Source organism: Campylobacter vicugnae, from assembly GCF_002139875.1.
GTDB classification, from domain to species: domain Bacteria; phylum Campylobacterota; class Campylobacteria; order Campylobacterales; family Campylobacteraceae; genus Campylobacter; species Campylobacter vicugnae.
Genome location: NZ_CP018793.1, coordinates 395,912 through 421,614 on the forward strand (window position 1 = coordinate 395,912; position 25,703 = coordinate 421,614).

Below are 25,703 nucleotides of genomic sequence, written 5' to 3' on the forward strand. Positions count from 1 at the left end.
TTAAATAAAATAATTAGCTAAAAAGGATTTACAATGATAGGTTCTATAAAAGCAAGCACTATATATAACAGCATAGTAACGCCAAAAAACGAAGATAAAAAAAACGAACAAGTAACGCAAACTCAAAGTAGTAGTAACAATACTAGAATAAAAGAGTTGGCTGCGATGATTGAAAATGGAGAGTATAAGGTAGATATAAATGTCTTGTCTAAAAAGATCGCAGACTCTTTAATCTAAGATTTTATCTGCTCCTTTGAGCTATCAAAGGAGCAAAATATGGTAAAACACTATCTAGACGAAGCAATATCAGAGCTTCAAGAATTAATCTCAATAACAAAACAAGATATACAAAATATACAAAAAGCTGATCACTCTTGTGTAGATGAACATACGAAAAAAAAGAACGAATTAGTACGCAAATTTGAAAAGACAAAATCTCAGCTAGATAGCGAATTAATCAAACTCGCACAAGCCAATAGTGGAACAGATCTTGCTAGTGTATTATCAGATGAGATAAAAGATAAGCTAGGCGAATTAAGGGAGTCTTTAGAGATTTTACAAAAGGTCAATAAAGAGTATGCCAAATCCGTAGTGGTAGTTAAAGAATTTTATGATTCGCTACTAAAGGCAATGCTAGGAGTTCAAAATGGAGTTAGCACATATGGAGATGGTAAAAACTCTAGCTTAGCAGATGCGGAAAAACTACTTAAATTAAGGGTTTGATATGGGAATTTTTGATTCTTTATATACTGGTGTAAGTGGGCTAAATGCAGCTCAAATTCAAATTCAAGTAACAGGTCAAAATATCACTAATGTAAATAGCGACTACTATACACGCCAAAGAGTAGTCCAATCAGCAGCCTATCCGCTTCATACTACTCCTGGTGATATAGGGCTTGGTACAAAAGTTGATACTATTATTAGAATTCATGATGAATTTACATTTACTAAGCTTAAAAACGCCTCTTCAAATAAAGAGAGTACAGCTTATAAAGAGCAGGTTTTAAAAGAGATAGCACAGAGATTTCCAGATTTGCAAGATACTGGACTTTTAAATGATATACAAAACTACTATCAAGCGTGGAACGACTTTGCTTCTCACTCATATGAGTCTAGCCAAAAGACAAATTTACTCAATATCACTACAACGCTAACAAATAGGATAAATGATACAGCCTATCAGTTAAAAAATATCCATACAAATATAAATGAAGATATCGTCTTAGCCGTAGAAGAGATAAATCGCATAGGCCAGCAAATAGCAGATATAAATAAGCAAATTCAATCAGTAGAGACTAAAGGCGGTTCAGTAAATGCTAATGATCTAAGAGATAAGCGTGATCAGTTAGAATCTACTATGGCAAATTTAGTAAATATCTCAACATTTAAAAACGATATAATGTCTGATAGTAGATATGGTGGAAGTATGACTGACCAAGGTAAGGATTATACTCTTGCTATTGATGGTGTTACTATAATAGAAGGGACAAACTTTCATCCATTAAAGCTAGATACTCAAGCCTCAATAGATGGATTTGCTACTATCTATTATGAGTTAAATGATGAGACTAGGATAGAGATGACAAACAAAATTAGCAATGGTAAGCTAGGTGCAATGCTTGATATGCGTGGTAGAAATCTTGATGGCGAGGGTAATTTTGTAGATGGGACTATAACAGATTTTAGAAATAATCTTGATACATTTGCCCAAACTATGATAGTAAATACCAATAACATCTACGCTTTAGCAGCACAAGACTCTATGCATAGTCAAGATCTAAAGGATATGGATGAGAGTATGACGCTACAAAATTATAGCTCATATGTTAAAGATGGAAGCTTTAAGGTAAATATCTATAATGCAACAGGCCAGGTAGTAGCAACTAAAGAGATAAAAATAGATGCATCTACTACTATGAATGATACAAGACAAGGCAATTCAATTGTAGCGCAATTTAATTCAAATACTGATGATGATGGAAATCATAATTTAAATGACGACCTTGATGATTATTTTGAAGCTATATATACATATGATGAAAAGACCGGTATGGGGCATTTAGGATTTTTGCCAAAGCAAGCTGAGGGTGAATATACTATATCTATTGAAGATAATGGGACAAACTTTGCTGGTGTTTTTGGAATGAGTCAGTTCTTTGAAGGTAATAAGGCTGCAAATATGCAAGTTGAACAAAGCCTAAGAGCTGATAGTTCAAAAATCAAAGGTAATAAAGCTCCAATAGATGGCGATAATGCTATGGCAAATGAGATGATACAGCTCCAAACTAAGCAAGTAGATTTTATAAACAAAGATGGAAGTATAAAAAATGAGAGTATTACTGGTTATTATAGATATTTAACTTCAGATATAGCTAGTAGAACTGAATCTGTCATTGCTTTAAATTCTACCAATCAATCTTTATATGCAAGTGTATATAGCGAACATCAAAGCATTAGCGGTGTAAATATGGATGAAGAGTTATCAAATTTGATTCGCTTTCAAAGTAGCTATGGAGCAGCTGCTAAGATCATAACTACAGTAGATCAGATGCTTAATTCACTTTTGAGTATTAAACAGTAATGAATAAATTAAAGCTTGCCTTAGATGATGAGTTGTCTAAGGCAAATACAATAAGTGGCCTATATAGTGCTGCTGATCCATTGCAAATTGCAACAAAATATAAAACAGATCCATTTATTACGCTTGTTTGTGCGCTTTTTGCCTATGGTAATGCTAGGGCGATTGTGAAGTTTTTATCTGGATTGGAATTTGATATTTTAAATTTGCAAGAGCAGCAAATAAGTGGTATTGTAAAAGGCAATGGTTGGTTATATAGATTTCAAAATCCTACGGATGTAGAGCAGATTTTTATTACCATAGCTAGGGCCAAGCGTGAGTTAGATTTAGAATCTATAATTGTTAATAAAATGCAAGATGGCAAGATAATATACGGGATAAACGCACTTATTAAATCAATATATAAGTTAAATAATTACCGCTCAAGTGGATATGAGTTTTTTTGGGGTAGAGAATTTGAAAATGAGCCAAAAAGCCCTTATAAACGCTATAATATGTGGCTTAGATGGATGGTAAGAGATAGCGATATCGATCTAGGATTGTTTAAAAATATTAGTAAATCAAGCTTAATTTTGCCGCTTGATACTCACACTCACAAGGTGGCTCAAGCAATTGGTCTATGCAGCCGCAAAAGCTATGACTATAAAGCAGCCAAACAGATTACTGATAATTTAGCTCTATTTGATTCAAATGATCCAATTAAGTATGATTTTGCCCTATATCGCATAGGTCAAAGCGGTAATTTACAAAAATTTTTAGAACGCATAAAAGGGTAAATTTAATAAAAACTTGCTAATATAATAGTCAAAAATCAAGTAGGCAAATATATGGAAGAAAGACTAAAAAAGCTAAAAAAAGCTACTAAAAAATTACAAATTTTAAATCAAAATCAAAGAGCGGATTTAATCTTAAATATAGCTAGCGCAATAGAGCAAAATATGGCTAAAATTATAAAAGCTAATTTAATAGATTTACAAAATGCTAAGGATTTAAGTCCAGCTTTGCAAGATAGATTAAAGCTAGATGAAGCGCGTATAAAGTCTCTTGCAGATGGTATTAGAGATATAGCTATGCTAAAAGATCCAATTGGTAAAATTCACGATGGTTGGAGTGCTAAAAGTGGTCTAAAGATAGAAAAGATTAGCGTTCCACTTGGCGTGATTGCTATGATATATGAGTCTAGACCAAATGTAACAGCTGAAGTAGCTGCTCTTGCTATTAAAAGTGCTAATGGCTGTGCGTTAAAAGGTGGTAAAGAGGCTATAAACTCAAATTTAGCCCTTGCAAATATAATCAAAGATAGCTTAGGCGAATATGGTGGCTGTATAGAGTATTTTGATATTAGTAGAGATGAGGTAAAAAATCTCATTAAAATGGATAGATATCTAGATCTTGTAGTGCCTAGAGGAGGTGAAGGGTTGGTTAAGTTTGTTAGCTCTAATGCCTCTGTGCCAGTGCTAAAGCATGATAAAGGTGTATGCCATATCTATGTACATCAAGATGCCAATATCCAAAAAGCTCTAAATATATGCATAAATGCTAAATGCTCACGACCCGGAGTTTGTAATGCTGCTGAGAGTATTTTAGTAGATGAGATGATAGCTGATGAGTTTTTGCCGTTGTTAAAAAGTGAATTGGATAAATTTAATGTAATAATCCATGGATGTGATAAATCTAAACAGATAATAAAGTGCCAAAGTGCAGATGAGCTTAGTTATTATAATGAGTATTTGGATTTTGAGTTAAATTTAAAGATAGTAAGTGGATTTGATGAGGCCTTAAGTCATATAGATGAGTATAGTAGTGGTCATAGCGAAGCTATAATAAGTGATAATTATAGTGTATGCGAGATGTTTTTAAGCTTGGTTGATAGTGCTTGTGTATATGCTAATGCCTCAACTAGATTTAGCGATGGCGGAGAGTTTGGCTTTGGTGCTGAAGTTGGCATAAGTACTTGTAAAATGCATGCTCGTGGCCCTGTGGGTGTAGATGAATTAACTACATATAAATATATTATTAGAGGTGATGGGCAGACTAGATAGCTACTCTAGTCTAAAGGTAAAAAATTTACTCCTATACCCACTATTACCTAGTCCATTATACTGGGTGATAGCTGCGTCTATATTTCCAACTTCTTGATATAATAATCCAAGCGCCAATCTAGACTCTGCATAAGTTGGATTAGTAAGCTTAGATAGCTCTAAATAACCTATGGCGCTATCTGGATGATTTGCACCGATACTTGCTACACTAGCTAAAAATAGGGTATTTGCATCATCTATATTTTCGTTATTTATAAGCTCGTTATAAATAGTATATGCCTCTTCATAATGGCCTGTAAATAGATCTAAATAGGCTAAAGTATATAATATATCTTTGGTATTTTGTGTTGAGACTTTTAGATCAGATACTATGTTTTCACGCTCTTTATGCAATAAGCCAGCGATTTGTAAAAGCTTGATATATTGAATTCTAATAATAGTAGCACCCCCATATAAAACACCTTTATCAAGTTTGGTTGTAAGAAATTTCGTCTGAATATCTTTGGCGTAATTTTTGATATTTTGAGAATCAAAGCGTATGGCTGAGTATATGATATTGACTAGTACATCATTTGGTAGCTTTTGATTGAGTATATCAGTAGCTGGAATTATAACTTCGCTTCTATTTGTGATATATGCAGTTATTATATTAAATACAGTATCTAAAACAGTATCATTTTTGTTTTTATCTAGCCAGCCATTTAGTGCGCTCTCATTACCTTGAGTGAGTTGAATCATCGCTTTATAGATATTATCTTGATCTAAATTTGAGTCTAATCCCATACTATCTAAGATCTCATTTGTTAGGCGTTTTGCATCTTTGCCTATCATTTTAGCAGTCATTATAGCATAAGCTCCAGCTATATAATTAGATGTATCAAGGTGATAGCTAGTTACAAAATGCTTATAAGCTTGAGCAAAATCTCCAAGTTGAGCAAAGGTAAGAGCTAGATTAAACTGCAATATAGAGTGGTTTGGATATAGCTTTATAATCTCTAAAAAGTCGCTATTTGCCTCTCTTAGTTGATTATTTAGTGCTTTTAAGATAGCATTAGAGAGCATTACATTTGCTTTAGATACTATACCGCTAGTTTGTAGATACTCACTTGCTACGCTATTTTCATCTACAAATAGACTTAAACCACCCTTTCTAATATACTCTATAGTCTGTTTAGGATCAAAGGCCTTATAAGGTGTGAAGTAAAATAGAATTTGATATAGGCTATTTTGATCAAAAAATATATTCATATCATAGTTTTGTTGGGCTAAGTTTATATCAAATAGTTCTGGATTTAATATAGTTTTTATAGGATAAGTATCTTTGACAAATGTAGAGTTGTAGTCATTTAGCATTTTTAAGGTTGTAGCAGCTGAGGCAAATTCTCCAGTTTTAATATCAATTAATGAGATTGCAAGATATGTTGATGGGGCATTTTTTTCATCTACTAATGCTTTATTTAGATACTGTTTGGCCTCTTTGTATTCGCCAAGTCGTGCGTGTAAAAGCCCAAGAGGTAGATTAATATCATAATCTTCTACGGCTTTAATTGCTCTAATTGCCTCTTTATCTTCGTGTAGATAGCTTAGAATTTTTGATTTTAGGTACTCTTTTTGGCTGGTATAATACTTAGAATCTGATAAATCTAAAGTATGTAAAGCTTCTATATAAAAACCTCTATAATAATTTACAAGTGCATTATAAAACTCATATAAATTTACATCACTATCTCTATTTATAAAGGCATTTGCTAAATCAATATAGTATTTAAATAGCTCTTCATCTTTAATCTCTAGAGCGCAAACGGCAATATTTATTGCGCTTACTGTGATATTTTCATTATTTGCAATCGCCTCTTTAAATGTCTCAATCGCTTCTTTATATAATCCTTGATTCATCTTAGATACACCTAAGTTGTACTTTGATAAAGATTCATTATATACAGCGATATTCTCATATAATTTTAGAGCTTCTATCTTGTTGCCGCTTTCATATAATTTATTAGCTTTAATTAGCATACTATCTATCTTAGAGCTTTGAAACTTTTGTGTAATAGTTGGCGGTATTATAGGATTAGCTTGAGTTGGCAAGATAGGCTCAGGCTCTTCATCTTTAGAAGTAAAAGCCATAATAGCAAGAATAATTAGTAAAATTATACAAAACAATCCAGAACCTATAAGCATTATTAGCTTTTTATCAAATTTAAATTTTGGTTTATGCGATATCTCTTCTGGTTCTTCTAAAGTCTCTTCTTGTTGTGGCGTTATTGGAGCTTGATTATCTTCTGGAGATTCAATAGGAATGATATCTTCATCAATATCCATATCTTTTTCTAATATTACTACTTCTTGTTGTTCTTGTTCTAGCTCTTTTAACTCATCTGCCACTTTAAAATCCTATTAGAAATATTTTTTTAACACTTCTGGTATAGTGATTGTACCATCGCTATTTTGGTAATTTTCCATTATAGCAATTAGCGTTCTACCTACTGCTAAACTAGAGCCATTTAGAGTGTGAGCTAGATTATTTTTCTTATCATCTTTATATCTGATTTTTGCTCGTCTAGCTTGGAAATCACGAGTATTTGAAATAGAGCTAATCTCTCTATATTTTCCTTGACCTGGTAGCCATACCTCTAGATCTATTGTCTTAGCAGCACTAAATCCTAAATCCCCACTACATAACATCATATGGCGATGTGGTAAGCCAAGAGCAGTTAGCATATCACTAGCACAGCTTACCATCTCATCTAGCATTGCGTCGCTTTGATCAGCTTTGGTAATAGCTACTAGCTCAACCTTTTCAAATTGATGCTGTCTAATCATCCCTCTAGTATCTCGCCCAGCACTACCTGCTTCTTGTCTAAAGCATGATGAGTAGCATGTCATTTTAATAGGTAATTTGCTAGCTGGAATTATCTCATCGTTATATATATTAGTTACTGGCACTTCACTTGTAGGGATTAAGTAGAGATCTTCACCATCTACCTTATATAAATCATCAGCAAATTTAGGTAGCTGCCCAGTGCCATATAGTGTATTAGAATTGACTAAAAATGGCACATTAACTAGCTCAAATCCACGACTAATATTAAAATCAATCATAAAATTTACAAGCGCTCTTGATAATCTAGCCCCATCGCCTCTAAGTACTGTAAATCTACTTCCAGAGATCTTAGCTCCAGTGCTAAAATCTAGCCATCCAAGTGCTTCTCCAAGCTCATGATGCTCTTTGGGAGTAAAATCAAATTCACGAGGATTTAAAACGCTTAAAATACATACATTATCATCTTCATCTTTGCCTAGTGGGACATCATCGTCTATGATGTTTGGCACACTTTTAGCAATTTTTTCTAAATTTAACTCTAGCTCATTGACTATATTTGATAGAGTTTGAAGCTCTTTTTTATTTATCTCTAGCTGGGCTTTTAGTTCGCTTACATCTTCTTTATTTCTAGCTTTTATGCCTAATTCTTTGCTTTTAGCGTTTTGGATAGCTTGAATATTTTCAAGCTCAAGCTTTTTAGCTTTAAGTGAGTTATAAGCTTCTAAAAGGCTAGCTAATACTCCATCATCAACCTTTTTAGCCTTTAATTTAGCATTAAATTCATCATAATTTGTCTCTATTAATTTTAAGTTTATCATCTTTTTTCCTTAATAAATTCCTACAGCATCTCTTACTTTTGCCATGATCTCATCAGAGGTTTTTTTGGCCTTTTTAGCACCGTGATGTAGTATATCTATAATTTCATTTTGATTATTCATATAGTATTGAAATTTTTCTCTAGCAGGGGCAAAATAGTTCCATGTCAGTTCATTTAAATACATTTTAAAATGGCCATAACCTTCACCGCCTTTGCTATATCTATCTTGTAAATTTGCTTGTTCTTGTTCATTTAAAAATAGTTTGGCAATTGCATATATATTGCAATTTTGCCAATCTTTTGGCTCCTCTAAAGGCGTGCTGTTAGTTACAATTGAGCTGCACTGTTTTTTTAGTGTTTTAGCATCGCTAAATATATCAATTGTATTTTTATAACTTTTACTCATTTTAGCTCCATCTGTACCTGGTACGGTAGCCACATTTTGAGCAACTTGCGCTTGGGGTAGAGTAAAAATTTCCCCATAAGCGTTATTGAATTTAAGTGCTAAATCTCTAGCTATCTCTACATGCTGAATTTGATCTTTGCCTACTGGAACTTTTTGAGCATTAAATAGCAATATATCAGCAGCCATTAACACTGGATAACTAAACAGCCCGTGATGTGCCTCTAATCCTTTAGCAACCTTATCTTTATATGCGTGTGCTCTCTCTACTAATCCCATTGGAGTAAGCTGGGATAGTATCCAGTAAAGCTCTAATACATCTTTGATATCACTTTGCACCCAAAATGTAGAACGCTGTGGATCTATCCCTAAAGATAAAAAGGCAGCCGCAGCTTCTAATGTATTGGCTTTTAGGCTTTTTGCATCGCTTAGAGATGTCATTGCGTGGTAATTAGCTACAAATATAAACATCTCATCATTGCTATTATTTTGTTTTTCAATCATAGGTTTAATGCTAGCAAAGTAGTTGCCTAGATGAAGTTTGCCTGAGGGTTGAAGTCCTGTTAGAGTTCTCAAATTTTATCCTTTTAGATGTTTGCGATTTAGTAGTTTAATGATTTTAGCAGCTACTTGCTGTGGAGTTTTATCCTCTACATTTATGATAAGATCAGCTTTTTTAGCATATGCTTCATCGCGCTCTTTATGCAAGGCTTTGGCTTTATTTAAGTCGCTTAGAAGTGGTCTTTTGGCTAGTTTTTTATCTGCATTTGGAGCAGATTTTATGCGTTCTATTATCTTATCAAAATTTGATTTTAGATATATTACGGTGCCGATTTTATTTAAATTTTTAACCTTATAAAATCCACCACCAGTAGAAATTACTGCTCCATTTACCGATTTTTCTAGAAATTTAGCTAAATTTTTTTCTATTTTTCTAAATTCAGCCTCGCCATCATCTTCAAAAATTTTTTTAATTTTTTTATTAGCAAAGCTCTCTATTAAATCATCTCCATCAATAGCAAAAACTCCCATTTTGCGTGCTAAAACTCTAGCTACGCTACCTTTGCCAACACCCATAAATCCTATTAATATTATATTTTTATATGTCTGTCTCACTTTTGCCCTTGTTTTTTGGTATTAGAACTACAGGAGTCCCATTTAGATTAAATCTCTCTCTAAGCTTATTTAACAAGTATCGCTTATAACTAAAGTGTAAAGATCTTGGTTTATTCATTACCAATGCAATTTTAGGAGGTGCAAACCCAAATTGAGCCGCATAGAAAATCTTAACAATCTTACCATGATCTCTAGGAATAGGGTGAGTTCGCACAGCCTCTTCTATTAATGCGTTTAGTTCAGAGGTTTTAATCCTTTGTGTGTAGTTTTGATATATCTCTTGGATTAAAGGGTAGAGCTTGTGGATTCTTTTGCCGCCAAGGGCTGAAACGCTTATAATTGGAGCATAAGCTAGGAATTTAAATCTATCTCTAATCTCAAAAGCTACCTTATCAAACTCATCATGATCTTTATCCCATTTATTTAGTACAATGATTACGCCAAGCTCAAATTTGCCAACTAATCCAGCTATTCTCTCATCAAGCTCAGTAAATGGCTCACTAGCATCTAAAACTAATAGCGCTATATCTGCTACTTCTAAAATCTTTTGAGTGCGATTTAGGGCGTATTTTTCTATACCTTCTATCTTTCCACGCTTTCTAATGCCAGCAGTATCGACAAACTCAAAAACTCTATCATTATATACAAAGCTCTCATTTACCGGATCAATTGTTGTGCCAGCAATGCTACTAACTACTGAGCGATCATCTTTAACAAGTGCGTTTAATAGGCTTGATTTGCCTACATTTACACGACCTACGATACCGACTTTGATGTTTTTATTTTCATAATCTATGGCTTTATTATCAAGGTCTAGTTCACCTTGTTCATTAAAATCTTCTAAAAACTCATCAAAATCATCTATGTCAGCTTTTAAATTTGCTTGTGGCAGCTGCTTGTAAATCCACTCGCACATCTCATCAACTCCACTAGCGTGGCTTACAGAGATATTAAATACTACGTTAGCACCAAATTCATTAAATTCCCAACTACGCTCTTCATCTTTTTTACTATCTACTTTATTTATTACTAGCGCTATTGGTTTATTTAGTTTTAATAAGCTATAAAATAATTTTTTATCTATATCATCTGGTAACATCTTTCCATCTACCATAAAGATTATTATATCAGCACATTTTGCGGCATTTAGAGTATTATTTTTGACATTGATAAAAAGCTCATTACTATCATCTATTCCGCCACTATCTATGAGTATGCAGCTTTTATCATCGATTTGAATTTGAGTTTTATTTGTATCTCTGGTAGTGCCGCTAACATCGCTAGTTATGGCAATTCTTTGCTTTGCTAAGCGATTAAAAAGCGAGCTTTTGCCGACATTTGGACGGCCTACTAGTATCACTTCCTTCATGAGTTTCCTTGAAAATTATTGGGATAGATTATATCTAAAAGCGTATTAAGCATTTATAAAATTGAAATTTAAGATTGAAATATATTTTATAGTTTTAAAATGTTTTATAATGTTTTTAATATGTTTAATAGGTTTAAAATTCATAATTTAAAGTATAAATCGGTTATAGATAAATACCCAAAATGTAAATTCTATTATGGATAATATGGTTAGTAATTTAGAAAGAAGAAGTTTTGTCTAAAAGTTAAAAGGGATGTAGATAATCCTAAACCCCTATGACTTTTGTTATACAAAAATATAAATTAATCAAGCTTATTATCCATCTTTAAATCTATGATAAACTCTTTAATTTTTTCTTTATCGGTTAAGGCTGGAAGTCTAGTATCTACAAATTTATCAAGCGTAAAGCGACTAGCAGTAGGAAATGCTCTATGTAACTCTTTACTTGGATTATAGGTGATATATTCATCTCTTTGAGCTAAGCTAAAAACTTTATCAATATCATTGATTAAGCGGTGGATTGTCTCTAGTCTTGAAGTGCGTGAGTTATTAGGATTAAAAATAGCATTTAAAACCGCAAAAATATCAGAATATTTTATAGTTTTTATATCTTTATTGCCAAAGCTTGGTAAGATATAGTTTTGGTGTTGTTTGGTTATTTTAGTTATGTAGCTTTGGCTTATGCCATTTTTTAATTTTTGCTTGATATATGTGTTAAATAAATTTTTATATAGATATTTTTCATCTTTACCCATAATTGTATTTATCTCTTTACCGCTCTCAAGCTCTTTTAAAATCTTTAAGTCATCACGCCTAGCTTCAGCTACGCTATAAATACCTTCTCTAAACTCACCTATTTTTTTAAATTTATTTCTTTGATATTCTACTGAAAAAGTTTTCATACCACTTGGATTAATCCAAATATAAAGCTCTTTTGGATTGCCAACTTTCTTTTTGTATTGTTTAGATAAAATTTCTAAGCTTCTTATATCTTTATCTAGCAAATTTGCCTTTGAGATATTTGCCATTTTAATCCTTTTTATCAAAAACTACGCTAATGATTATCTACTACGCTAATAACTACGCAATTTATTTGAAAATAATTATATCGTAAAAGAAAACAAAAAGAAACAAAATCCTATAAAAGTGCGATTTTATGAGAGTTAAAAGGAAATAAAAGAAATAAAAGAAACTTAAAATAAACTTAATTGGTGGAGGTGTGCGGGATCGAACCGCAGTCCAAAAACAGCCACATCACAGCCTCTACACGCTTAGTAGAAGTGAAAAATTCACCTAGCCTTGCTCACTTCCCAAAACAATTAGCCAAGCTAAGACTAAATTTCACTTCACTGCTCGTCAAACAGCAAAGCTACACTATCTAAAGGGTTGCTCGCCAATCTGGATAGATAGTATCACCAAATAGCAAGGCTCAACTGAACTTACGCAGCTTTAGCGTAAGCAGGAGCAAAGTTAACGTTGTTTGCGTTTAATTTTAATTTAGGCTTTATAAGCTATGCCTAAAGCTGCGTGCCACCATGACCCAGCCACTCCTGTCGAAGCCAAGTCACCCCCGTAAAAAGTGATAAATAATATTCAAATTTGACTTAAAAGTTAATAAATTAATTAAAAATTTCATTTGGAATAGCGATAATTTTAGGATTTAGAATTCTTAAATATATCTCATCATTTTCTATATCATCTAAGTAGCCTTGCATCTGATCAGCTACTAAAAGTAGCCAGTCGATAAGCTCATTTGAAGCAGTAGCACCTACTCCTCGCCTAGATTTTAGCCTGTTTGTGATATCTTCTACTATAGTTGTTAGTTTGACAATCGGGCTAAGTTTTAGATACTCGCTTGCTGTTTTGATATTATGAAAAATTCTATTAAGCTCATAGCTATTAGCATCAAACTCATCATCACGGCTTAAATTTACAATGAGTTTATCAAGGAGTCCAGTCATCACACCAAAATGCGTGAGATAATCCTCGATAATGTCTAGATCATAATCTGCTTCTAGCTGTTTTAATAAACCCATCTTTTGCTCTTTTGATTTTTGCCAAATTGTAACAAAATTTAAGTTAAATTTAGTAAAATATTTCAAAAATTTAAAGGAAAAAAGTGAAAAAAATAAAAATAGATGATCTAATCGCAAAGAAAAATAGAGAAAAAATTGTAATGATCACAGCCTATGATGCGTTATTTGCAAGGCTTTTTGATGAGTTTGCTGATATGATTTTGATTGGCGATAGTTTAAATATGAGTTTTGGTGGTTCTAGCGAGACTTTAGGTATTAGTGTTGATGAGATGATATATCATACAAAGGCTGTACAAAGAGCTACTAAAAGGGCATTTTTAGTCGTTGATATGCCTTTTGGTTCAGTTATAACACCAAAAATTGCATTGAAAAATGCTGTAAAAATTTATAAAAATACCTTTTGCGATGCTATCAAGATTGAAGGCGGTAAAGAGATGGCTGATACAATAAAGCTATTAAATCAAAATGGTATTGCTGTTATTGCTCATATTGGGCTAAAGCCTCAGCTATCACGCCAAGAAGGTGGATACAAAGTAGCTGGAAGAGATGAAAATGCTGCTCAATCTATAATTGAAGATGCTTTAGCACTTGAAAAAGCTGGAGCTAAAATGGTGCTAATAGAAGGCGTACCAAGTGAATTGGGTAAAAGGGTTACACAAGCACTTAAAGTGCCTACAATTGGCATTGGAGCTGGAGCTGGTTGCGATGGGCAGGTGCTAGTATGGAGCGATGCGTTTGGGTTTTATGATGAGTTTAAACCTAAATTTGTAAAAAGATATATGCAAGGGGCAAAGATGGTGCGTGAAGCTATGAAAAATTACGCCGATGATGTAAGAAGTGTTAAATTTCCAAGTGCAGAATATGAATATAGCAAATAGTAAAATAGTAGATATTCGCCTACCTAGCGAATGGTTGGAATTTGGGATTTTAGAAGGGTCGCATTTGATTACTTATGAGAATTTAAGTGGCAAGGTTAATCCGCTTTTTGTAAGCTCTGTGGAGAATATTTTTAAAAAAGATGATGAATTTTATCTTATGTGTGCTACGGCAAATAGATCTAAAGATGCGATGAAGTTGCTACAAAAGCACGGATTTAAAAATGTAAAAGAGATTAGAGGCGGGGCGTATTATTACGAAAAAATGGGCGCTAAATTTGATAAATTTGAGTTATAGGACTAGAATTTGGATAGGATTGTAGAGATTGAAAGAGTTAGCTTTGAAAGCGAGTATGAGGTCAGTCTAAGGCCTTCAAGTTTTGATGAATATATAGGTCAAGATAAGATTAAAGCAAATTTAGAGGTATTTATCGCTGCAGCTAAAAAGCGTGGCGAGTGTCTTGATCATGCTCTATTTTATGGCCCTCCAGGACTTGGCAAAACTACACTAGCGCATATAATCGCTTCAAAAATGGGAGCAAATATTAAGATAACTTCAGCACCAATGATAGAAAAAAGTGGCGATTTGGCCGCAATTTTAACTAATCTAGAAGAGGGCGATGTGCTATTTATTGATGAGATTCATCGCCTTAGTCCAGCTATTGAAGAGGTGCTTTATTCTGCTATGGAGGATTTTAGGCTTGATATTATTATAGGTAGTGGTCCTGCGGCTCAAACTATTAAGATTGATATACCTAAATTTACCCTAATAGGTGCTACAACTAGAGCTGGAATGATCTCAGCACCTCTTCGTGATCGCTTTGGAATGCAGTTTAGATTGCAGTTTTACACTGCTGATGAGCTTGGTAAAATTATCACTTTAGCAGCTAAGAAGCTTGGTAAATTAGCTACTAAAGAAGCAAGTTTAGAGATAGCAAGGCGTAGCCGTGGTACTCCTAGGATTGCACTTAGACTGCTTAGAAGAATTAGAGATTTTGCTGATGTAGCTGATGAGGCTCAAATCGGCCATGAAAGAGCTAAAATGGCACTTGATAATCTTGGTGTAAATGAGCTTGGATTTGATGAGATGGATCTAAAATATTTAAATATCTTAGCTTACTCTACTAGGGCGCTTGGATTATCTACCATTGCTGCAGCACTAAGCGAAGATGAGGGTACTATAGAAGATGTGATTGAGCCATATTTATTAAGTAATGGCTATATTCAAAGGACAGCTAAGGGGCGAATTTTAAGCGATGAAACATATAAAATATTTGGCAAAACTCCACCGCAAAATACAGTAGTTCAAACCCAAAAAGGGCTTTTTGATGAGTGAAAAATTACACACTAGTAAAATTTTTTATAGTGGATTTTTGTTGGTTTTATTAGTAGCTTTACTCTACTTGTTTAAAAGCTATTTGATGGCAATTGTTATTGGAATTTTACTAGCTATATCTACACTAAGTATTCAAAATTTTAGTTTAAGAGTTTGTAATAATCGCAATATTTTAGCTACTAGTTTGACTATGTTTATATTGCTAGGGGTCTTTTGTTTGCCATTTTTTTATCTTGTGATTGCAGTGGTAAAATATATATCAAATTTAGATATAAATACTATCACATCGGTATTTAATCAAATTAAGAGTTATGAGTTAAATTTGCCTAAAAATTTGGAGTTTATAAAGCCAAAGATTGAACTATTTATAGCTAGTTTGGATATTGAAAATATTATTAAAAAAAGCTTAGAATTTACAAGTAAAAGCCTAAGCAAGGGTGTTGATTTTGCTGTAGATATGAGTTTTATTATGATATTTATATTTTTTGTACATTATTATAGTAGGGCGCTTGGTAAGTATGTAGCTAGTATCGCTCCAATAGCTACAAAAGAGCTTAAAGAGATATTTAGCGAAGTAGCAAATACAATGAGTGTGGTATTTTACTCCACTATTGCAAATATGGTCTTACAAGGTATGCTTTTTGCCTTTATCGCTAGTTTTTATGGATATAATGGGGTTTTATTTGGGGTTTTATTTGGATTTGCTTCTTTGATTCCTATAGTTGGTGGTGCTTTAGTATTTGTGCCGCTAGCACTATATGAATTAAGCGTAAATGGCTGGGTAAATGCTCTTGTTATAGTTGTTTATACTGTTGTAGTTGTATCGACTGTGGCTGATAATTTTATAAAACCAGGCATTATTAAATTTATTAGTTCAAGGCTGCTTGGGTCGCAAGCTAAGATTAATGAGCTTATAATATTTTTTGCTATGATAGCTGGGTTATCTAGTTTTGGATTTTGGGGAATTATTTTAGGTCCTGCTATTGTAACGCTATTTATAGCTTCTATTAGAGTGTATGCAAAGTGATGGGTAAATTTGAATTTAATGGAGATATTTTGCGTCTTAGCGGGGCGTGGGATTATAGGGCTAGTAAGAGTGAATTAAAAAGATTAAAAAGCTTAAAGCCATCTAAGATTGACTTAGCAAATTTAGAACATATAGATTATTCAATAGCGATATTTATCTCTAAGAATTTAGGTGAATTTGAGCTGATTAATTCTAATGATAAATTTGATAAAATCTTTGCCTTAGTGCGAGATAAAGGGATTTTAGGCTTAGCTATTTATAAGCCAAGTAATATAAATTCGCTTGAGAAAATTGGCAAAATAATTATTGATATACGAGTAAATATTATCAATTTTTGTATATTTTTGGGGCAGTTTTTGTTTGTATTGATTGCTGGAATTAAAGAGCCTTTTAAGATTAGATTTCAAGAGCTATCTAATCATATAGTTAGTGCTGGTCTTGGAGCTGTTGGTATAGTCGGGCTTACTAGTTTTTTAATCGGTATTGTACTTGCTTATCAAGGTGCTAGTATGCTTAATCAGTTTGGTGCTAGTATATATGTAGTTGATATTATGGGGATTATGACACTTCGTGAGGTTGGCCCGCTTATTGCTGCTATTGTTATAGCTGGTAGATCAGCATCTAGCTTTACAGCACAAATTGGAGTTATGAAGATCACTGAAGAGATAGAGGCGATGAAGACTATGGGTTTTGATCCATTTAAATTTGTAGTTATGCCTAGAATTGTGGCGCTTATAATTGCTGTGCCTTTAGTGGTGTTTTTAGCTAATGCTATTAGTATTTTTGCACAGATGATAGTGTGTAAATTATATTTAGATTTTAGCTTTTATGAGTATTCACAAAGATTTAAAGAGAGTGTAGAACTTAGGCACTTTTTTGTTGGAATGCTTAAGACTCCATTTTTTGGTGCGATAATAGGGCTTATTGGTTGTATGAGAGGATTTGAAGTTAGCGGAAGCACTAGTAGTGTAGGTGAATTAACTACAAGAAGCGTAGTAAATGCGATATTTTGGATTATTGCATTAGATGCTCTATTTTCAGTAATTTATACAGAGCTTGACATATGATAATTGGCAAAGATATAGTAACTACATATAATGGCATAACTATTCATGAAGGTGCAAATTTTCATATAAAAAGTGATGAAATTTATGGCCTTTTAGGCGGATCTGGAAGTGGTAAAACTACACTGCTTAAGACAATGATATTTTTAAAAGAACCAACTAGTGGAAGTGTAAAGATTAATGGAGTAGATATCTGGAGAGCCTTACCAAAAGAGCAGCAAGATATGAAGTTGCAAATTGGAGTTATGTTTCAATTTGGTGCGCTTTTTAGCAATATGAATGTGCTTGATAATATTGGAATTATGCTTAGAGAGTATAGTGAATTTGATCCAAACGATATAGATGAGATAGCTAAAATGTGGCTTATAAAAGTTGGCCTAAAGCCAAATTCAATGACCCTATATCCAAGCGAACTAAGTGGTGGAATGAAAAAAAGAGTTGCTCTTGCTAGGGCTTTGGCTCTTAGTCCTAGGGTGCTATTTTTAGATGAGCCAAATTCTGGCTTAGATCCTATAAGTGCTAGAGCGATGGATAGATTAATATGCGATATTAGAGATAGTTTAGGTATTACTGTGGTGATGGTAACTCATGATATAGATAGTATATTTAATATTTTAGATAGATTTTTAATAGTTGATAATAAAAAGATTGTATTTGAAGGAGACCTAAAACAGGCTTTAGAGTTCAAGGATAATCCTTTAAAAGATCTATTTGCGATGAGGTAAAAGATGGAAAATAAAAACTCATATTTTATAGCTGGATTATTTTTTTGTCTGGTTGTAGGATTTATCGGGCTGTTTTTGCTCTTTATGCAAGGATATAATAGCAAAGATAAAAGAGATTATTATATATTGACAAAAGAGCTGCCAAATGGTGTGAAAAAAGACACTGAAGTACGCTTCATAGGTGTTCCAATAGGGCATGTTAAAGATATATATTTTAGCGATCCAAGCTCTGCTACTATTGAGATTTGCCTTAGCGTGGATGCTAATTTACCTATAAAGGTTGATAGTCAAGCTATAGTGGAGAGATTTGGTATTAGCGGGATTGCGCATATTAATATTACAAAAGGTAGCGATTCAGCTAGAATTTTTAATAAAAATGAAAGAGCTCAAATTAGCTTAGGTGAGGGTTTATTAGATAAAATAGGCTCAAGAACGGCAAATTTGGCTGTAAGTTTAGATAAAATTGCCAATAAAATAGATCTAGTTTTAAAAGATGAAAATCTTGATAAACTACTAAATTCAATTGATCGTTTAAATGCTTTTATGAATACCATAGCAAGTGATGATAATTTAATCAAAATTAATGAGTTTATTTCAAATTCACACTCTATAACTCAAGATATAAAAAGCGCGAATTTAGCTCAAGTCATAGCAAATCTAGATAAAACAATAAATGATATAGATGTGGTGTGGAATAATATTGATAAACGCATACAAGATGGTCAAATAGATTTTAAATCAATGCTATCTCCGACTCTAAATTCAGCTCAACAAAGTATAGATAATTTAAACGATCTATTATTGCAAATAAAAAATAATCTAAATAATTTGGAGGATAATCCTTATGAGTTTTTCTTTAAAAATAGAGAAAATTAGTAAAATTTTTACTATTTTTACAGCTGGTATAGCTGGAGTTGTATTCTCTGGTTGCTTGGCAAAAAATGCACCAAAATTGAGCTATTATGAGTTGGGATATGATGATAGTAATTCTGTTAATATCTGTGATAGACGGGCAGATACATTGGTAAATTTAGCTTATATCAAGGTACAAAATGGCTATGAAAATAGAGATATTATCATTAAAGATGGCATAAATATTGATAAATTACAAGATGCAAAATATATCTCTAGCCCAAAAGATATGCTGCAAAAAGCACTAATACTATATCTTAATAGCAATTGTCATTTAAAGCTAAGTAGCGATGCAAAATTGCAAATGGGCTTAAATATAACTGAGATAAGTATATGGCCAGATTATGCTTTTATAGAGATTGTTTTAGAAATAAAAGATGATAATAGGGTGTTATCAAATGAGATAATTAGTATCAAAGAGAGCTATAAAAACAAACCTATCGATGCTTTAAATTTGGCATTAAATAAAGCTTTGCAAAAGATTCACAGCTCGGTATTGGAGTATAGATAATTTAAATTTAGCTATCATTATAAAATATAAAGTTAAATTTAAATAGTAACAAGCCTAGAAATCTAGGCTTAAAAAGATTATTCTGGTTTTACGGTGTCTATAATCTCTTTTTGACAAGTGCTAGAACACTGCAAAGATGGCGAACTACTAAGCCTGAGCTATATGCAATTATCGAGGCTGGATTTAAACTTTATGAGATGATTGAGAGTGAAGATGAGAGAACTAAAGATATTAAAATATACTAAAAGAATCACTTAAAAAGAGATAGGCTGGCTATATTTATTTGCAATGATAATCTAAATAGCTTAAAATAGTTAAATTATGATTGCTCTTATGCCAGCTTTTTTGTTTTTGTACATTTAAGCCAGATATATAGCCAAAGACCAAAACCAAACATAATAATAGATAAAATTTGACCCATACTAAGTCCAAATGCAACAAACCCGATACCAAAATCAGGCTCTCTATAAAACTCACATATAAAACGCATTATAGGATATAGTATTGCATAAAGTGCAATTAGCTCACCATTGAATTTTTTATAATATCTATAAAAATATAAAATTATAAATATTACAAGCCCTTCAAGCACGGCTTCATATAGCTGACTAGGATGACGTAGCATTCCAGCACTTACTATACCCCAGCTTACATCTGTTGCGCGACCAATAAGTTCTTGATTTAAAAAATTACCGACTCTACCAAAGATATATCCAAGAGGAACGCTAATAGCTACAAGATCAAGATATAAAAGGATATTTTGTTTAAATTTATAGCAAAATAGTAAAGTTGCGATGATAAATCCCAAAACAGCACCATGATAACTCATCCCTCTAATACCTACAAACTCGCCATTTACAAATGGATTAAATATCTGCCATGGGTGAGTTAAATAATAGATAGTATTTGGGTCGTATATGATGATATATCCTATCCTAGCTCCTAAAATTACACCTATTTCAACCCAAAAAAAGTAGTTATCTAAAAGCGAATTTGAAATAGCTAGTTTATCTTTTTTGACAAAATATTTAGCAGCCCAAAGTGCAATTAATAGCGCTAGAACATACATAATTCCATACCAATGTACATTTATCCCAAATAGGCTAAATGCTACTGGATTCATATTTAAATAGATTAAATTCCAGCTATTTAATGTCAATTTTAAGTCCTAAATTTGCCTTAATAGTTTTGATAAAATCCATTATCAATTCACCCATAGCTTGATAGTATGGAGTTTTGGCGTTGTATCTTAGAAATTTAGCAAATAGTATAAGACTAGGCAAGAAAAAATCAACCAAATACAATCCAAGCAAAGCATGTGTTTTGTCATTTGTATCGTTTTTAAAGATTGCACTAAGTAGTGCAAACATATTTGATATATGTGTAGCGCGTAGATTGGCAAATGGTTTGTTAAAGTTTATCTGCTTATAAAAATGCTCCATATCCTCATCGCTAATTTGCTTAAAAAATTTTAAAGAACAAGCCCCTTTAAAGCCTTCTAAATCAGCTGCAAGATCGCTAGCTGTGCAGTGAGATAAGGCCTTTGATAATAGTTCGTTGCCTTTGGCGTTTTCGGGATTATCTGTTTTTATCATCCAGTTTGGTTTTAATTTTTTTATAGATTCATCGGTGATTGCGTTGGCAAAATTACTAGCAAAAACCATACAAATCATAGAGTACGCATCGGCTACTTTCATAATTTTCCTTAAATTTTTTGCTGATTTTAGCTAAATTTTGCTTAAAACTCAGATAGACTTTTAATAGCATCTACACCATATTTTTTTTGAATTTGCATTATGGCGGTGCTAATTTTGCTATTTTTTGGACTTTGAGTATCAAATAAGGATCGCTGTTGCTGCTTATCAAATCCAGTCGCACAAAGACTTAGATAGTTTATCTCATAATCTTTAAATTTATCTAAGTTTATAAATAGCTCTTTAGTTATCTGTTCTAAACATTTGTGAGTAAAGTTAGCATTAATAGTAGTGCTTATACTTATTTGTTCTTGTTTTTTATAGCGAAGTTTTAGCTCAATCTTGCTTGGGATTAAAGCAAGTGAGGCTACTTCAAAATATAGGTGCCTGCATAAAATCATTAATCTTTTATTTATACTATCTCTATTTTTAATAGGAGCAAAGCTTCTAGCTATGGCTAGAGATTTTCGTGGCTGATTTTTAATAATTTTGTCTTGATGGCTTAAATTTAAAGAGCTATAAAGATTTATGGCATATTTGCCAAGTTTGTCAAATATATGCTTGGCATTTAGAGCATCTTTAATAGTAGCAACTCCATATTTTTGTAAGCTTTTATAAAGAGATTTGCCTACTCCTGGAAGCTTGGAAATTTGTAGATTTTCTATCTCTTGGGGACTATTTATTTGATATATTTTGCTAGGTTTTGCTAGATTGGTTGCAAGCTTAGCTAGTAGTTTATTTGGTGCAATTCCTATACTACAAGGTAAATTTAGTTTATTATTTATTTCAAATTTAAGCTTATTAGCAAATTCTAAAGGATTAATATCATATTTTGTCCCAGCAAGATCTATAAAATATTCATCAATACTATATTTTTCAATTTCATCAGTATAATTAAGTAATAAATTATAAAGAGAATTTGATAATTTATGATATAGCTCAAAATCTGTTGGAGCTATGATTAAATCAGGACAGAGTTTTTTAGCTAGACTTGAATGCATAGTGCAGTTAATTCCTATAGCACGAGCTTCATAAGTAGCGCTTAAAATTATGCCATACTCATGATAGTCGCCAAATATATCAAATTTACTTCCACTTGCTACGGCAGCTTTTTTACCAATTAAGCTTTTATCTATTGTTGCAGCTGCACTGATAAAAAATGCATCAAGATCTATGTGAATAAACATAGTCTAAATTCTAGCTAGTTTTAATCGTAAAGAGTTCAAAACTACACTAATAGAGCTTAGACTCATAGCAAGTGCTGCCCACATCGGTGTAAGATGAATTCCAAAAGATGGCTCTAAAATTCCAGCAGCAATTGGAATACAAATAGTATTATATCCAAACGCCCAAGTTAAATTCTGTTTTATAGTAGTGTTGCTTTTTTTGGCTAGATTTATACTTTTTATAACTCCATTTAGACTATTTTGCATTAAGATTATATCGGCGCTATTTTTAGCTAGATCGCTTCCAGAGTTCATCGCTATAGAGATATCAGCAGCTTTTAAGGCAGCAGCATCATTTATTCCATCTGCTATAAATGCGACTTTTCCTGATTTTTTTAAATCTTCTATTATCTCATATTTTTGATGTGGTAAAACCTCGCTATAAACCATATCAATACCAAGTTCTTTGGCTACTAGATTGCTGATTTTATGGCTATCTCCGCTTAAAATTACTGGGGTTATATTTTGTGATTTTAGGCTATTTATTATCTCTTTAGCATTTGGCTTAATAGTATCGCTAATAACTATATATCCGCTAAATTTGCCATCAATTGCTACTAAAACAACACCATATCCAGCATCCATTTTTTGTTCTATTATGGCTTTTTGATTTTTGTCTATGGATATTAAATTTAAATTTAGTAATCTTTCATTGCCTATTAAAACATTATCGCTTTTAATTCCAAGCCCGCTAATATACTCAAATTTACTTTGAAATTTGACATTGATTAGCTCTTTGGCGTAGTTTGTAATCGCATTTGAAACTGGGTGTGAGTTTAGTGCTGAGATATTGGCTACTATGGATAAATCACTTTTATTAAGACTGGTTTCTATTACGCTTATATCTGCTGTTGTGATGGTTCCAGTTTTATCAAATACGGCAAATTTAATATCATTGAATTGCTCTAGGGCAACTGGATTTTTAATTAATATTGAATGCTTTAAAGCTAGTGATATAGCACAAACTATAGCAATTGGCGTAGCAAGTCCTAAGGCACAAGGACATGAGATAATAAGTACGCAAATAGCACTTAAAATTCCATTAAATTCCATACCAAAACTAGCCCAGATGCAAAATGTAGCCACAGAAGTAGCTATTACTAAAGGGATGAAAATATTTGCTACTTTATCAGCTATGCGTGAGATAGATAGCTTTTTACTAGCTGCGTTTTGAATAAGATTTAAAATTTGAGCCAGTAAGGTATCATTTGGACTTTTAGTAACTTTTATTAATATATGGCCATTGCAGTTTAGAGTACCACTATATACCATCTGACCAGTGCTTTTATAAACTGGCATACTTTCACCATTTATTGCACTTGTATCTATCTCGGCGCCACCATTTTCTATAATACCATCACATGGAATTATAGAGCCAGTTTTGACTAAAACTATATCCCCAATTTTAAGACTACTAGCTAAAGTCTCTTTGGTACTCCCATCGCTAGAGATGATAAAAGCCTTGGTTGGGCTTAGATTTATTAAAGATTTTAGGTAAGATGAAGCAGTGGCTTTGGCTTTGTTTTCTAAATATTTGCCAAGCAAGACAAAGGTGATAACCATTGTCGCACCGCTAAAGTATAGGTAGTTTAAATTTTGCGGAATTTGATTATGAAAAATTGTGGCAAAAATAGAGTAGCAAAATGCTGAAAAAGTACCCAAAAATATAAGTACATTCATATCATAATTACGCTCTTTTAAGCTCTTTAATGCATGAGAGTAGAAACTAGATCCGCAATAAAATATCCCAATACAAGCCAAAACAATCATAAATGGCATAGGTATAGGATTGGATTTACTCATCTCTGCCCACATAAGAACTGCACTAATTATAGAACAGATTATAAATTTATTTTGGTAATTTTTTAATTCTTGATTTTGAGCATTTTCAAGCTCATCTTGATTGTTTGCAATACCAAAACCAAGTTTAATAATTTTATTTTTTAATGCTTCTATATCAGCATTTTGATCATATTCAAATACAGCACAATGAGTGTTAAAATCTACATTTGCAGATTTTATTCCCGGGATTTTTAGTGCTGATTTTTTAATAGAATTTGCACAATTTACACAGCTCATTCCGCTGATTTTTAACTCAATCTTATTCAAGTAAATTCCTAAATTTCTTTAATAACTTCAAAGCCAAGCTCATTTAGCTCATCTATAAATTTAGCCTTAATCTCATCACTATTTATATCTATAGTAAGAATTTTTGGCTCACTTGTTAAATCAATGATAATAGTGCCAAATTCATCTTCAAGAGAGTTTTTTATCAAATTAACACAGCTTTGACAATTAATATTTTTAACTTCTAATTTCATAATTTTTCCTATTTTGATTTTGAATTTCAAAAATTATATAATTATATAGCTAATTAATATTTAACGATTTTTTGCTATAATTTACGCTTTATAAAATCCAAAAGGACAAAAATGGGAAGAGCATTTGAGTATAGAAGAGCTAGTAAAGAGGCTAGATGGGATAAGATGAGTAAGCTATTTCCAAAGTTAGCCAAAGCTATTACAGTTGCAGCCAAAGAGGGTGGAAGTGATCCAGATATGAACCCAAAACTTCGCTCAGCAATAGCTACAGCAAAAGCTCAAAATATGCCAAAAGATAATATTGATGCAGCAATCAAAAGAGCAAGTGGAAAAGATAGCAGCGATATTAAAACTATATTTTACGATGGCAAAGCAGCTCATGGTGTGCAAATCATTGTAGAAACTGCGACCGATAATGCCACTAGAACAGTAGCAAATGTTAAGGCTATATTTAATAAAAATGGTGGTGAAATATTACCAAGCGGAAGCCTTAGCTTTATGTTTAGCCGTAAGGCAGTTTTTGAAGTTGAGATACCAGCTGGCGATCTTGAAGAGCTTGAATTAGATCTTATTGATTATGGTCTTGAACTATTAGAACAGAGTGAAGATAGCTTGATGATATATGGAGATTATACAAGTTTTGGTACGCTTAGTGATGGGATTGAAAAGTGTAATCTAACATTAAAAAAAGGTAGTTTGCAATATATTCCAAACTCGACAATTACTCTAAGCGATGAACAGCTTGGCGAGATAGAAAAGCTTTTAGACAAGCTTGATGATGATGATGATGTACAAGCTGTATATACAAATATAGAATAATTAGATAA

General features: G+C 32.5%; 27 protein-coding genes and 1 other RNA gene. 15 read left to right on the forward strand and 13 right to left on the reverse strand.

Features of this window, described 5'->3' with window-relative positions; genetic code table 11:
• Positions 1-33: 33 nt before the first annotated feature.
• Genes CVIC12175_RS02120 through CVIC12175_RS02140 form a run of 5 tightly spaced genes read left to right on the forward strand, consistent with a single transcriptional unit; the run spans position 34 to position 4,620 of the window.
• Complete coding sequence (locus CVIC12175_RS02120) at positions 34-237, forward strand: flagellar biosynthesis anti-sigma factor FlgM (protein ID WP_086257133.1); 204 nt, start codon at positions 34-36, stop codon at positions 235-237.
• Positions 238-276: 39 nt separating this feature from the next.
• Positions 277-723: a flagellar export chaperone FlgN gene (gene flgN / locus CVIC12175_RS02125; protein ID WP_086257130.1), complete on the forward strand. Its 447-nt coding sequence runs from the start codon at positions 277-279 to the stop codon at positions 721-723.
• Position 724: 1 nt separating this feature from the next.
• Positions 725-2,581, forward strand: a complete 1,857-nt coding sequence (gene flgK / locus CVIC12175_RS02130; protein ID WP_086257127.1) for a flagellar hook-associated protein FlgK — start codon at positions 725-727, stop codon at positions 2,579-2,581.
• Complete coding sequence (locus CVIC12175_RS02135) at positions 2,581-3,354, forward strand: TIGR02757 family protein (protein ID WP_086255873.1); 774 nt, start codon at positions 2,581-2,583, stop codon at positions 3,352-3,354. The genes flgK and CVIC12175_RS02135 overlap by 1 nt, the downstream gene beginning before the upstream one ends.
• A 51-nt stretch (positions 3,355-3,405) precedes the next feature.
• A complete protein-coding gene (locus CVIC12175_RS02140; protein WP_086257125.1) occupies positions 3,406-4,620 on the forward strand; it encodes a glutamate-5-semialdehyde dehydrogenase in 1,215 nt (404 codons plus the stop codon).
• On the opposite strand, the gene CVIC12175_RS02145 is transcribed toward CVIC12175_RS02140, so the two are convergent.
• The 8 genes from CVIC12175_RS02145 to CVIC12175_RS02180 all read right to left on the reverse strand — a co-directional run bounded on the left by CVIC12175_RS02145 (position 4,621) and on the right by CVIC12175_RS02180 (position 13,185).
• Entirely contained in the window at positions 4,621-7,005 is a 2,385-nt protein-coding gene (locus CVIC12175_RS02145) for a tetratricopeptide repeat protein (RefSeq protein ID WP_086302496.1), read from the reverse strand. It abuts the gene before it with no gap.
• 12 nt (positions 7,006-7,017) lie between these two features.
• Entirely contained in the window at positions 7,018-8,262 is a 1,245-nt protein-coding gene (serS, locus tag CVIC12175_RS02150; protein WP_086302494.1) for a serine--tRNA ligase, read from the reverse strand.
• 9 nt (positions 8,263-8,271) lie between these two features.
• On the reverse strand, positions 8,272-9,240 hold the full coding sequence (gene trpS / locus CVIC12175_RS02155; protein ID WP_086255877.1) for a tryptophan--tRNA ligase: 969 nt from the start codon (positions 9,238-9,240) through the stop codon (positions 8,272-8,274).
• Between the two features lie 3 nt (positions 9,241-9,243).
• Positions 9,244-9,780 carry a shikimate kinase gene (locus CVIC12175_RS02160; protein WP_257789269.1) on the reverse strand — a complete coding sequence of 179 codons (537 nt, stop codon included), beginning with the start codon at positions 9,778-9,780 and terminating at the stop codon, positions 9,244-9,246.
• Positions 9,764-11,149, reverse strand: a complete 1,386-nt coding sequence (der, locus tag CVIC12175_RS02165) for a ribosome biogenesis GTPase Der (RefSeq protein WP_086302492.1) — start codon at positions 11,147-11,149, stop codon at positions 9,764-9,766. The genes CVIC12175_RS02160 and der overlap by 17 nt, the downstream gene beginning before the upstream one ends.
• A 302-nt stretch (positions 11,150-11,451) precedes the next feature.
• Positions 11,452-12,177, reverse strand: coding sequence for a phage integrase central domain-containing protein (locus CVIC12175_RS02170; protein ID WP_086302490.1), 726 nt, complete (start codon positions 12,175-12,177; stop codon positions 11,452-11,454).
• Positions 12,178-12,358: 181 nt separating this feature from the next.
• Positions 12,359-12,721, reverse strand: a transfer-messenger RNA (tmRNA) gene (ssrA, locus tag CVIC12175_RS02175).
• Positions 12,722-12,768: 47 nt separating this feature from the next.
• On the reverse strand, positions 12,769-13,185 hold the full coding sequence (locus CVIC12175_RS02180; protein ID WP_086316018.1) for a phosphorelay protein: 417 nt from the start codon (positions 13,183-13,185) through the stop codon (positions 12,769-12,771).
• An 83-nt stretch (positions 13,186-13,268) separates the two neighbouring features.
• Between CVIC12175_RS02180 and panB the strand changes: the two genes are divergently transcribed.
• The 9 genes from panB to CVIC12175_RS08710 all read left to right on the forward strand — a co-directional run bounded on the left by panB (position 13,269) and on the right by CVIC12175_RS08710 (position 19,880).
• Positions 13,269-14,063, forward strand: coding sequence for a 3-methyl-2-oxobutanoate hydroxymethyltransferase (gene panB, locus CVIC12175_RS02185; protein WP_086256482.1), 795 nt, complete (start codon positions 13,269-13,271; stop codon positions 14,061-14,063).
• A complete protein-coding gene (locus tag CVIC12175_RS02190) occupies positions 14,047-14,358 on the forward strand; it encodes a rhodanese-like domain-containing protein (protein ID WP_086248575.1) in 312 nt (103 codons plus the stop codon). The genes panB and CVIC12175_RS02190 overlap by 17 nt, the downstream gene beginning before the upstream one ends.
• 9 nt (positions 14,359-14,367) lie before the next feature.
• Positions 14,368-15,396, forward strand: a complete 1,029-nt coding sequence (ruvB, locus tag CVIC12175_RS02195) for a Holliday junction branch migration DNA helicase RuvB (RefSeq protein ID WP_086246798.1) — start codon at positions 14,368-14,370, stop codon at positions 15,394-15,396.
• Complete coding sequence (locus CVIC12175_RS02200) at positions 15,389-16,423, forward strand: AI-2E family transporter (RefSeq protein WP_086256481.1); 1,035 nt, start codon at positions 15,389-15,391, stop codon at positions 16,421-16,423. The genes ruvB and CVIC12175_RS02200 overlap by 8 nt, the downstream gene beginning before the upstream one ends.
• Positions 16,423-17,490 (forward strand): MlaE family ABC transporter permease, encoded by a 1,068-nt coding sequence (locus CVIC12175_RS02205; protein ID WP_086256480.1) that lies wholly within the window; start codon positions 16,423-16,425, stop codon positions 17,488-17,490. The genes CVIC12175_RS02200 and CVIC12175_RS02205 overlap by 1 nt, the downstream gene beginning before the upstream one ends.
• Positions 17,487-18,212 carry an ABC transporter ATP-binding protein gene (locus CVIC12175_RS02210; protein ID WP_086315820.1) on the forward strand — a complete coding sequence of 242 codons (726 nt, stop codon included), beginning with the start codon at positions 17,487-17,489 and terminating at the stop codon, positions 18,210-18,212. The genes CVIC12175_RS02205 and CVIC12175_RS02210 overlap by 4 nt, the downstream gene beginning before the upstream one ends.
• Positions 18,213-18,215: 3 nt before the next feature.
• Positions 18,216-19,088, forward strand: a complete 873-nt coding sequence (locus CVIC12175_RS02215; RefSeq protein ID WP_086302484.1) for an MlaD family protein — start codon at positions 18,216-18,218, stop codon at positions 19,086-19,088.
• A complete protein-coding gene (locus CVIC12175_RS02220) occupies positions 19,057-19,635 on the forward strand; it encodes a hypothetical protein (protein WP_086302481.1) in 579 nt (192 codons plus the stop codon). Before CVIC12175_RS02215 ends, CVIC12175_RS02220 begins: the two co-directional genes overlap by 32 nt.
• A gap of 110 nt (positions 19,636-19,745) precedes the next feature.
• Positions 19,746-19,880 carry a hypothetical protein gene (locus tag CVIC12175_RS08710; RefSeq protein ID WP_257789270.1) on the forward strand — a complete coding sequence of 45 codons (135 nt, stop codon included), beginning with the start codon at positions 19,746-19,748 and terminating at the stop codon, positions 19,878-19,880.
• Positions 19,881-19,966: 86 nt separating this feature from the next.
• Here the strand turns inward: CVIC12175_RS08710 and lgt are convergent, their stop codons facing one another.
• From lgt to CVIC12175_RS02245, 5 genes are read right to left on the reverse strand one after another with little or no spacing between them, the layout of a single operon-like run.
• Complete coding sequence (gene lgt / locus CVIC12175_RS02225; protein ID WP_086302544.1) at positions 19,967-20,758, reverse strand: prolipoprotein diacylglyceryl transferase; 792 nt, start codon at positions 20,756-20,758, stop codon at positions 19,967-19,969.
• Between the two features lie 22 nt (positions 20,759-20,780).
• Positions 20,781-21,332, reverse strand: coding sequence for a hypothetical protein (locus CVIC12175_RS02230; RefSeq protein ID WP_086302480.1), 552 nt, complete (start codon positions 21,330-21,332; stop codon positions 20,781-20,783).
• Positions 21,333-21,373: 41 nt separating this feature from the next.
• A complete protein-coding gene (locus tag CVIC12175_RS02235) occupies positions 21,374-22,516 on the reverse strand; it encodes a Y-family DNA polymerase (RefSeq protein WP_086302478.1) in 1,143 nt (380 codons plus the stop codon).
• A gap of 3 nt (positions 22,517-22,519) precedes the next feature.
• Positions 22,520-24,664 (reverse strand): heavy metal translocating P-type ATPase, encoded by a 2,145-nt coding sequence (locus CVIC12175_RS02240; RefSeq protein ID WP_236861085.1) that lies wholly within the window; start codon positions 24,662-24,664, stop codon positions 22,520-22,522.
• An 8-nt stretch (positions 24,665-24,672) separates the two neighbouring features.
• Entirely contained in the window at positions 24,673-24,876 is a 204-nt protein-coding gene (locus CVIC12175_RS02245; RefSeq protein ID WP_086254936.1) for a heavy metal transport/detoxification protein, read from the reverse strand.
• 111 nt (positions 24,877-24,987) lie between these two features.
• On the opposite strand from CVIC12175_RS02245, the gene CVIC12175_RS02250 reads away from it, so the two are divergent.
• A complete protein-coding gene (locus tag CVIC12175_RS02250; protein WP_086257089.1) occupies positions 24,988-25,695 on the forward strand; it encodes a YebC/PmpR family DNA-binding transcriptional regulator in 708 nt (235 codons plus the stop codon).
• The last annotated feature ends 8 nt before the right edge of the window (positions 25,696-25,703 follow it).

What these genes read in the sequence shown, in the direction of transcription:
- CVIC12175_RS02120 (WP_086257133.1), top strand. Translation starts at nt 34, where the DNA reads ATGATAGGTTCTATAAAAGCAAGCACTATATATAACAGCATAGTAACG.
- flgN (WP_086257130.1), top strand. Translation starts at nt 277, where the DNA reads ATGGTAAAACACTATCTAGACGAAGCAATATCAGAGCTTCAAGAATTA.
- flgK (WP_086257127.1), top strand. Translation starts at nt 725, where the DNA reads ATGGGAATTTTTGATTCTTTATATACTGGTGTAAGTGGGCTAAATGCA.
- CVIC12175_RS02135 (WP_086255873.1), top strand. Translation starts at nt 2,581, where the DNA reads ATGAATAAATTAAAGCTTGCCTTAGATGATGAGTTGTCTAAGGCAAAT.
- CVIC12175_RS02140 (WP_086257125.1), top strand. Translation starts at nt 3,406, where the DNA reads ATGGAAGAAAGACTAAAAAAGCTAAAAAAAGCTACTAAAAAATTACAA.
- serS (WP_086302494.1), bottom strand. Translation starts at nt 8,262, where the DNA reads ATGATAAACTTAAAATTAATAGAGACAAATTATGATGAATTTAATGCT.
- der (WP_086302492.1), bottom strand. Translation starts at nt 11,149, where the DNA reads ATGAAGGAAGTGATACTAGTAGGCCGTCCAAATGTCGGCAAAAGCTCG.
- CVIC12175_RS02170 (WP_086302490.1), bottom strand. Translation starts at nt 12,177, where the DNA reads ATGGCAAATATCTCAAAGGCAAATTTGCTAGATAAAGATATAAGAAGC.
- CVIC12175_RS02180 (WP_086316018.1), bottom strand. Translation starts at nt 13,185, where the DNA reads ATGGGTTTATTAAAACAGCTAGAAGCAGATTATGATCTAGACATTATC.
- CVIC12175_RS02190 (WP_086248575.1), top strand. Translation starts at nt 14,047, where the DNA reads ATGAATATAGCAAATAGTAAAATAGTAGATATTCGCCTACCTAGCGAA.
- CVIC12175_RS02200 (WP_086256481.1), top strand. Translation starts at nt 15,389, where the DNA reads ATGAGTGAAAAATTACACACTAGTAAAATTTTTTATAGTGGATTTTTG.
- CVIC12175_RS02205 (WP_086256480.1), top strand. Translation starts at nt 16,423, where the DNA reads ATGGGTAAATTTGAATTTAATGGAGATATTTTGCGTCTTAGCGGGGCG.
- CVIC12175_RS02210 (WP_086315820.1), top strand. Translation starts at nt 17,487, where the DNA reads ATGATAATTGGCAAAGATATAGTAACTACATATAATGGCATAACTATT.
- CVIC12175_RS02215 (WP_086302484.1), top strand. Translation starts at nt 18,216, where the DNA reads ATGGAAAATAAAAACTCATATTTTATAGCTGGATTATTTTTTTGTCTG.
- CVIC12175_RS02220 (WP_086302481.1), top strand. Translation starts at nt 19,057, where the DNA reads ATGAGTTTTTCTTTAAAAATAGAGAAAATTAGTAAAATTTTTACTATT.
- lgt (WP_086302544.1), bottom strand. Translation starts at nt 20,758, where the DNA reads ATGAATCCAGTAGCATTTAGCCTATTTGGGATAAATGTACATTGGTAT.
- CVIC12175_RS02230 (WP_086302480.1), bottom strand. Translation starts at nt 21,332, where the DNA reads ATGAAAGTAGCCGATGCGTACTCTATGATTTGTATGGTTTTTGCTAGT.
- CVIC12175_RS02235 (WP_086302478.1), bottom strand. Translation starts at nt 22,516, where the DNA reads ATGTTTATTCACATAGATCTTGATGCATTTTTTATCAGTGCAGCTGCA.
- CVIC12175_RS02245 (WP_086254936.1), bottom strand. Translation starts at nt 24,876, where the DNA reads ATGAAATTAGAAGTTAAAAATATTAATTGTCAAAGCTGTGTTAATTTG.
- CVIC12175_RS02250 (WP_086257089.1), top strand. Translation starts at nt 24,988, where the DNA reads ATGGGAAGAGCATTTGAGTATAGAAGAGCTAGTAAAGAGGCTAGATGG.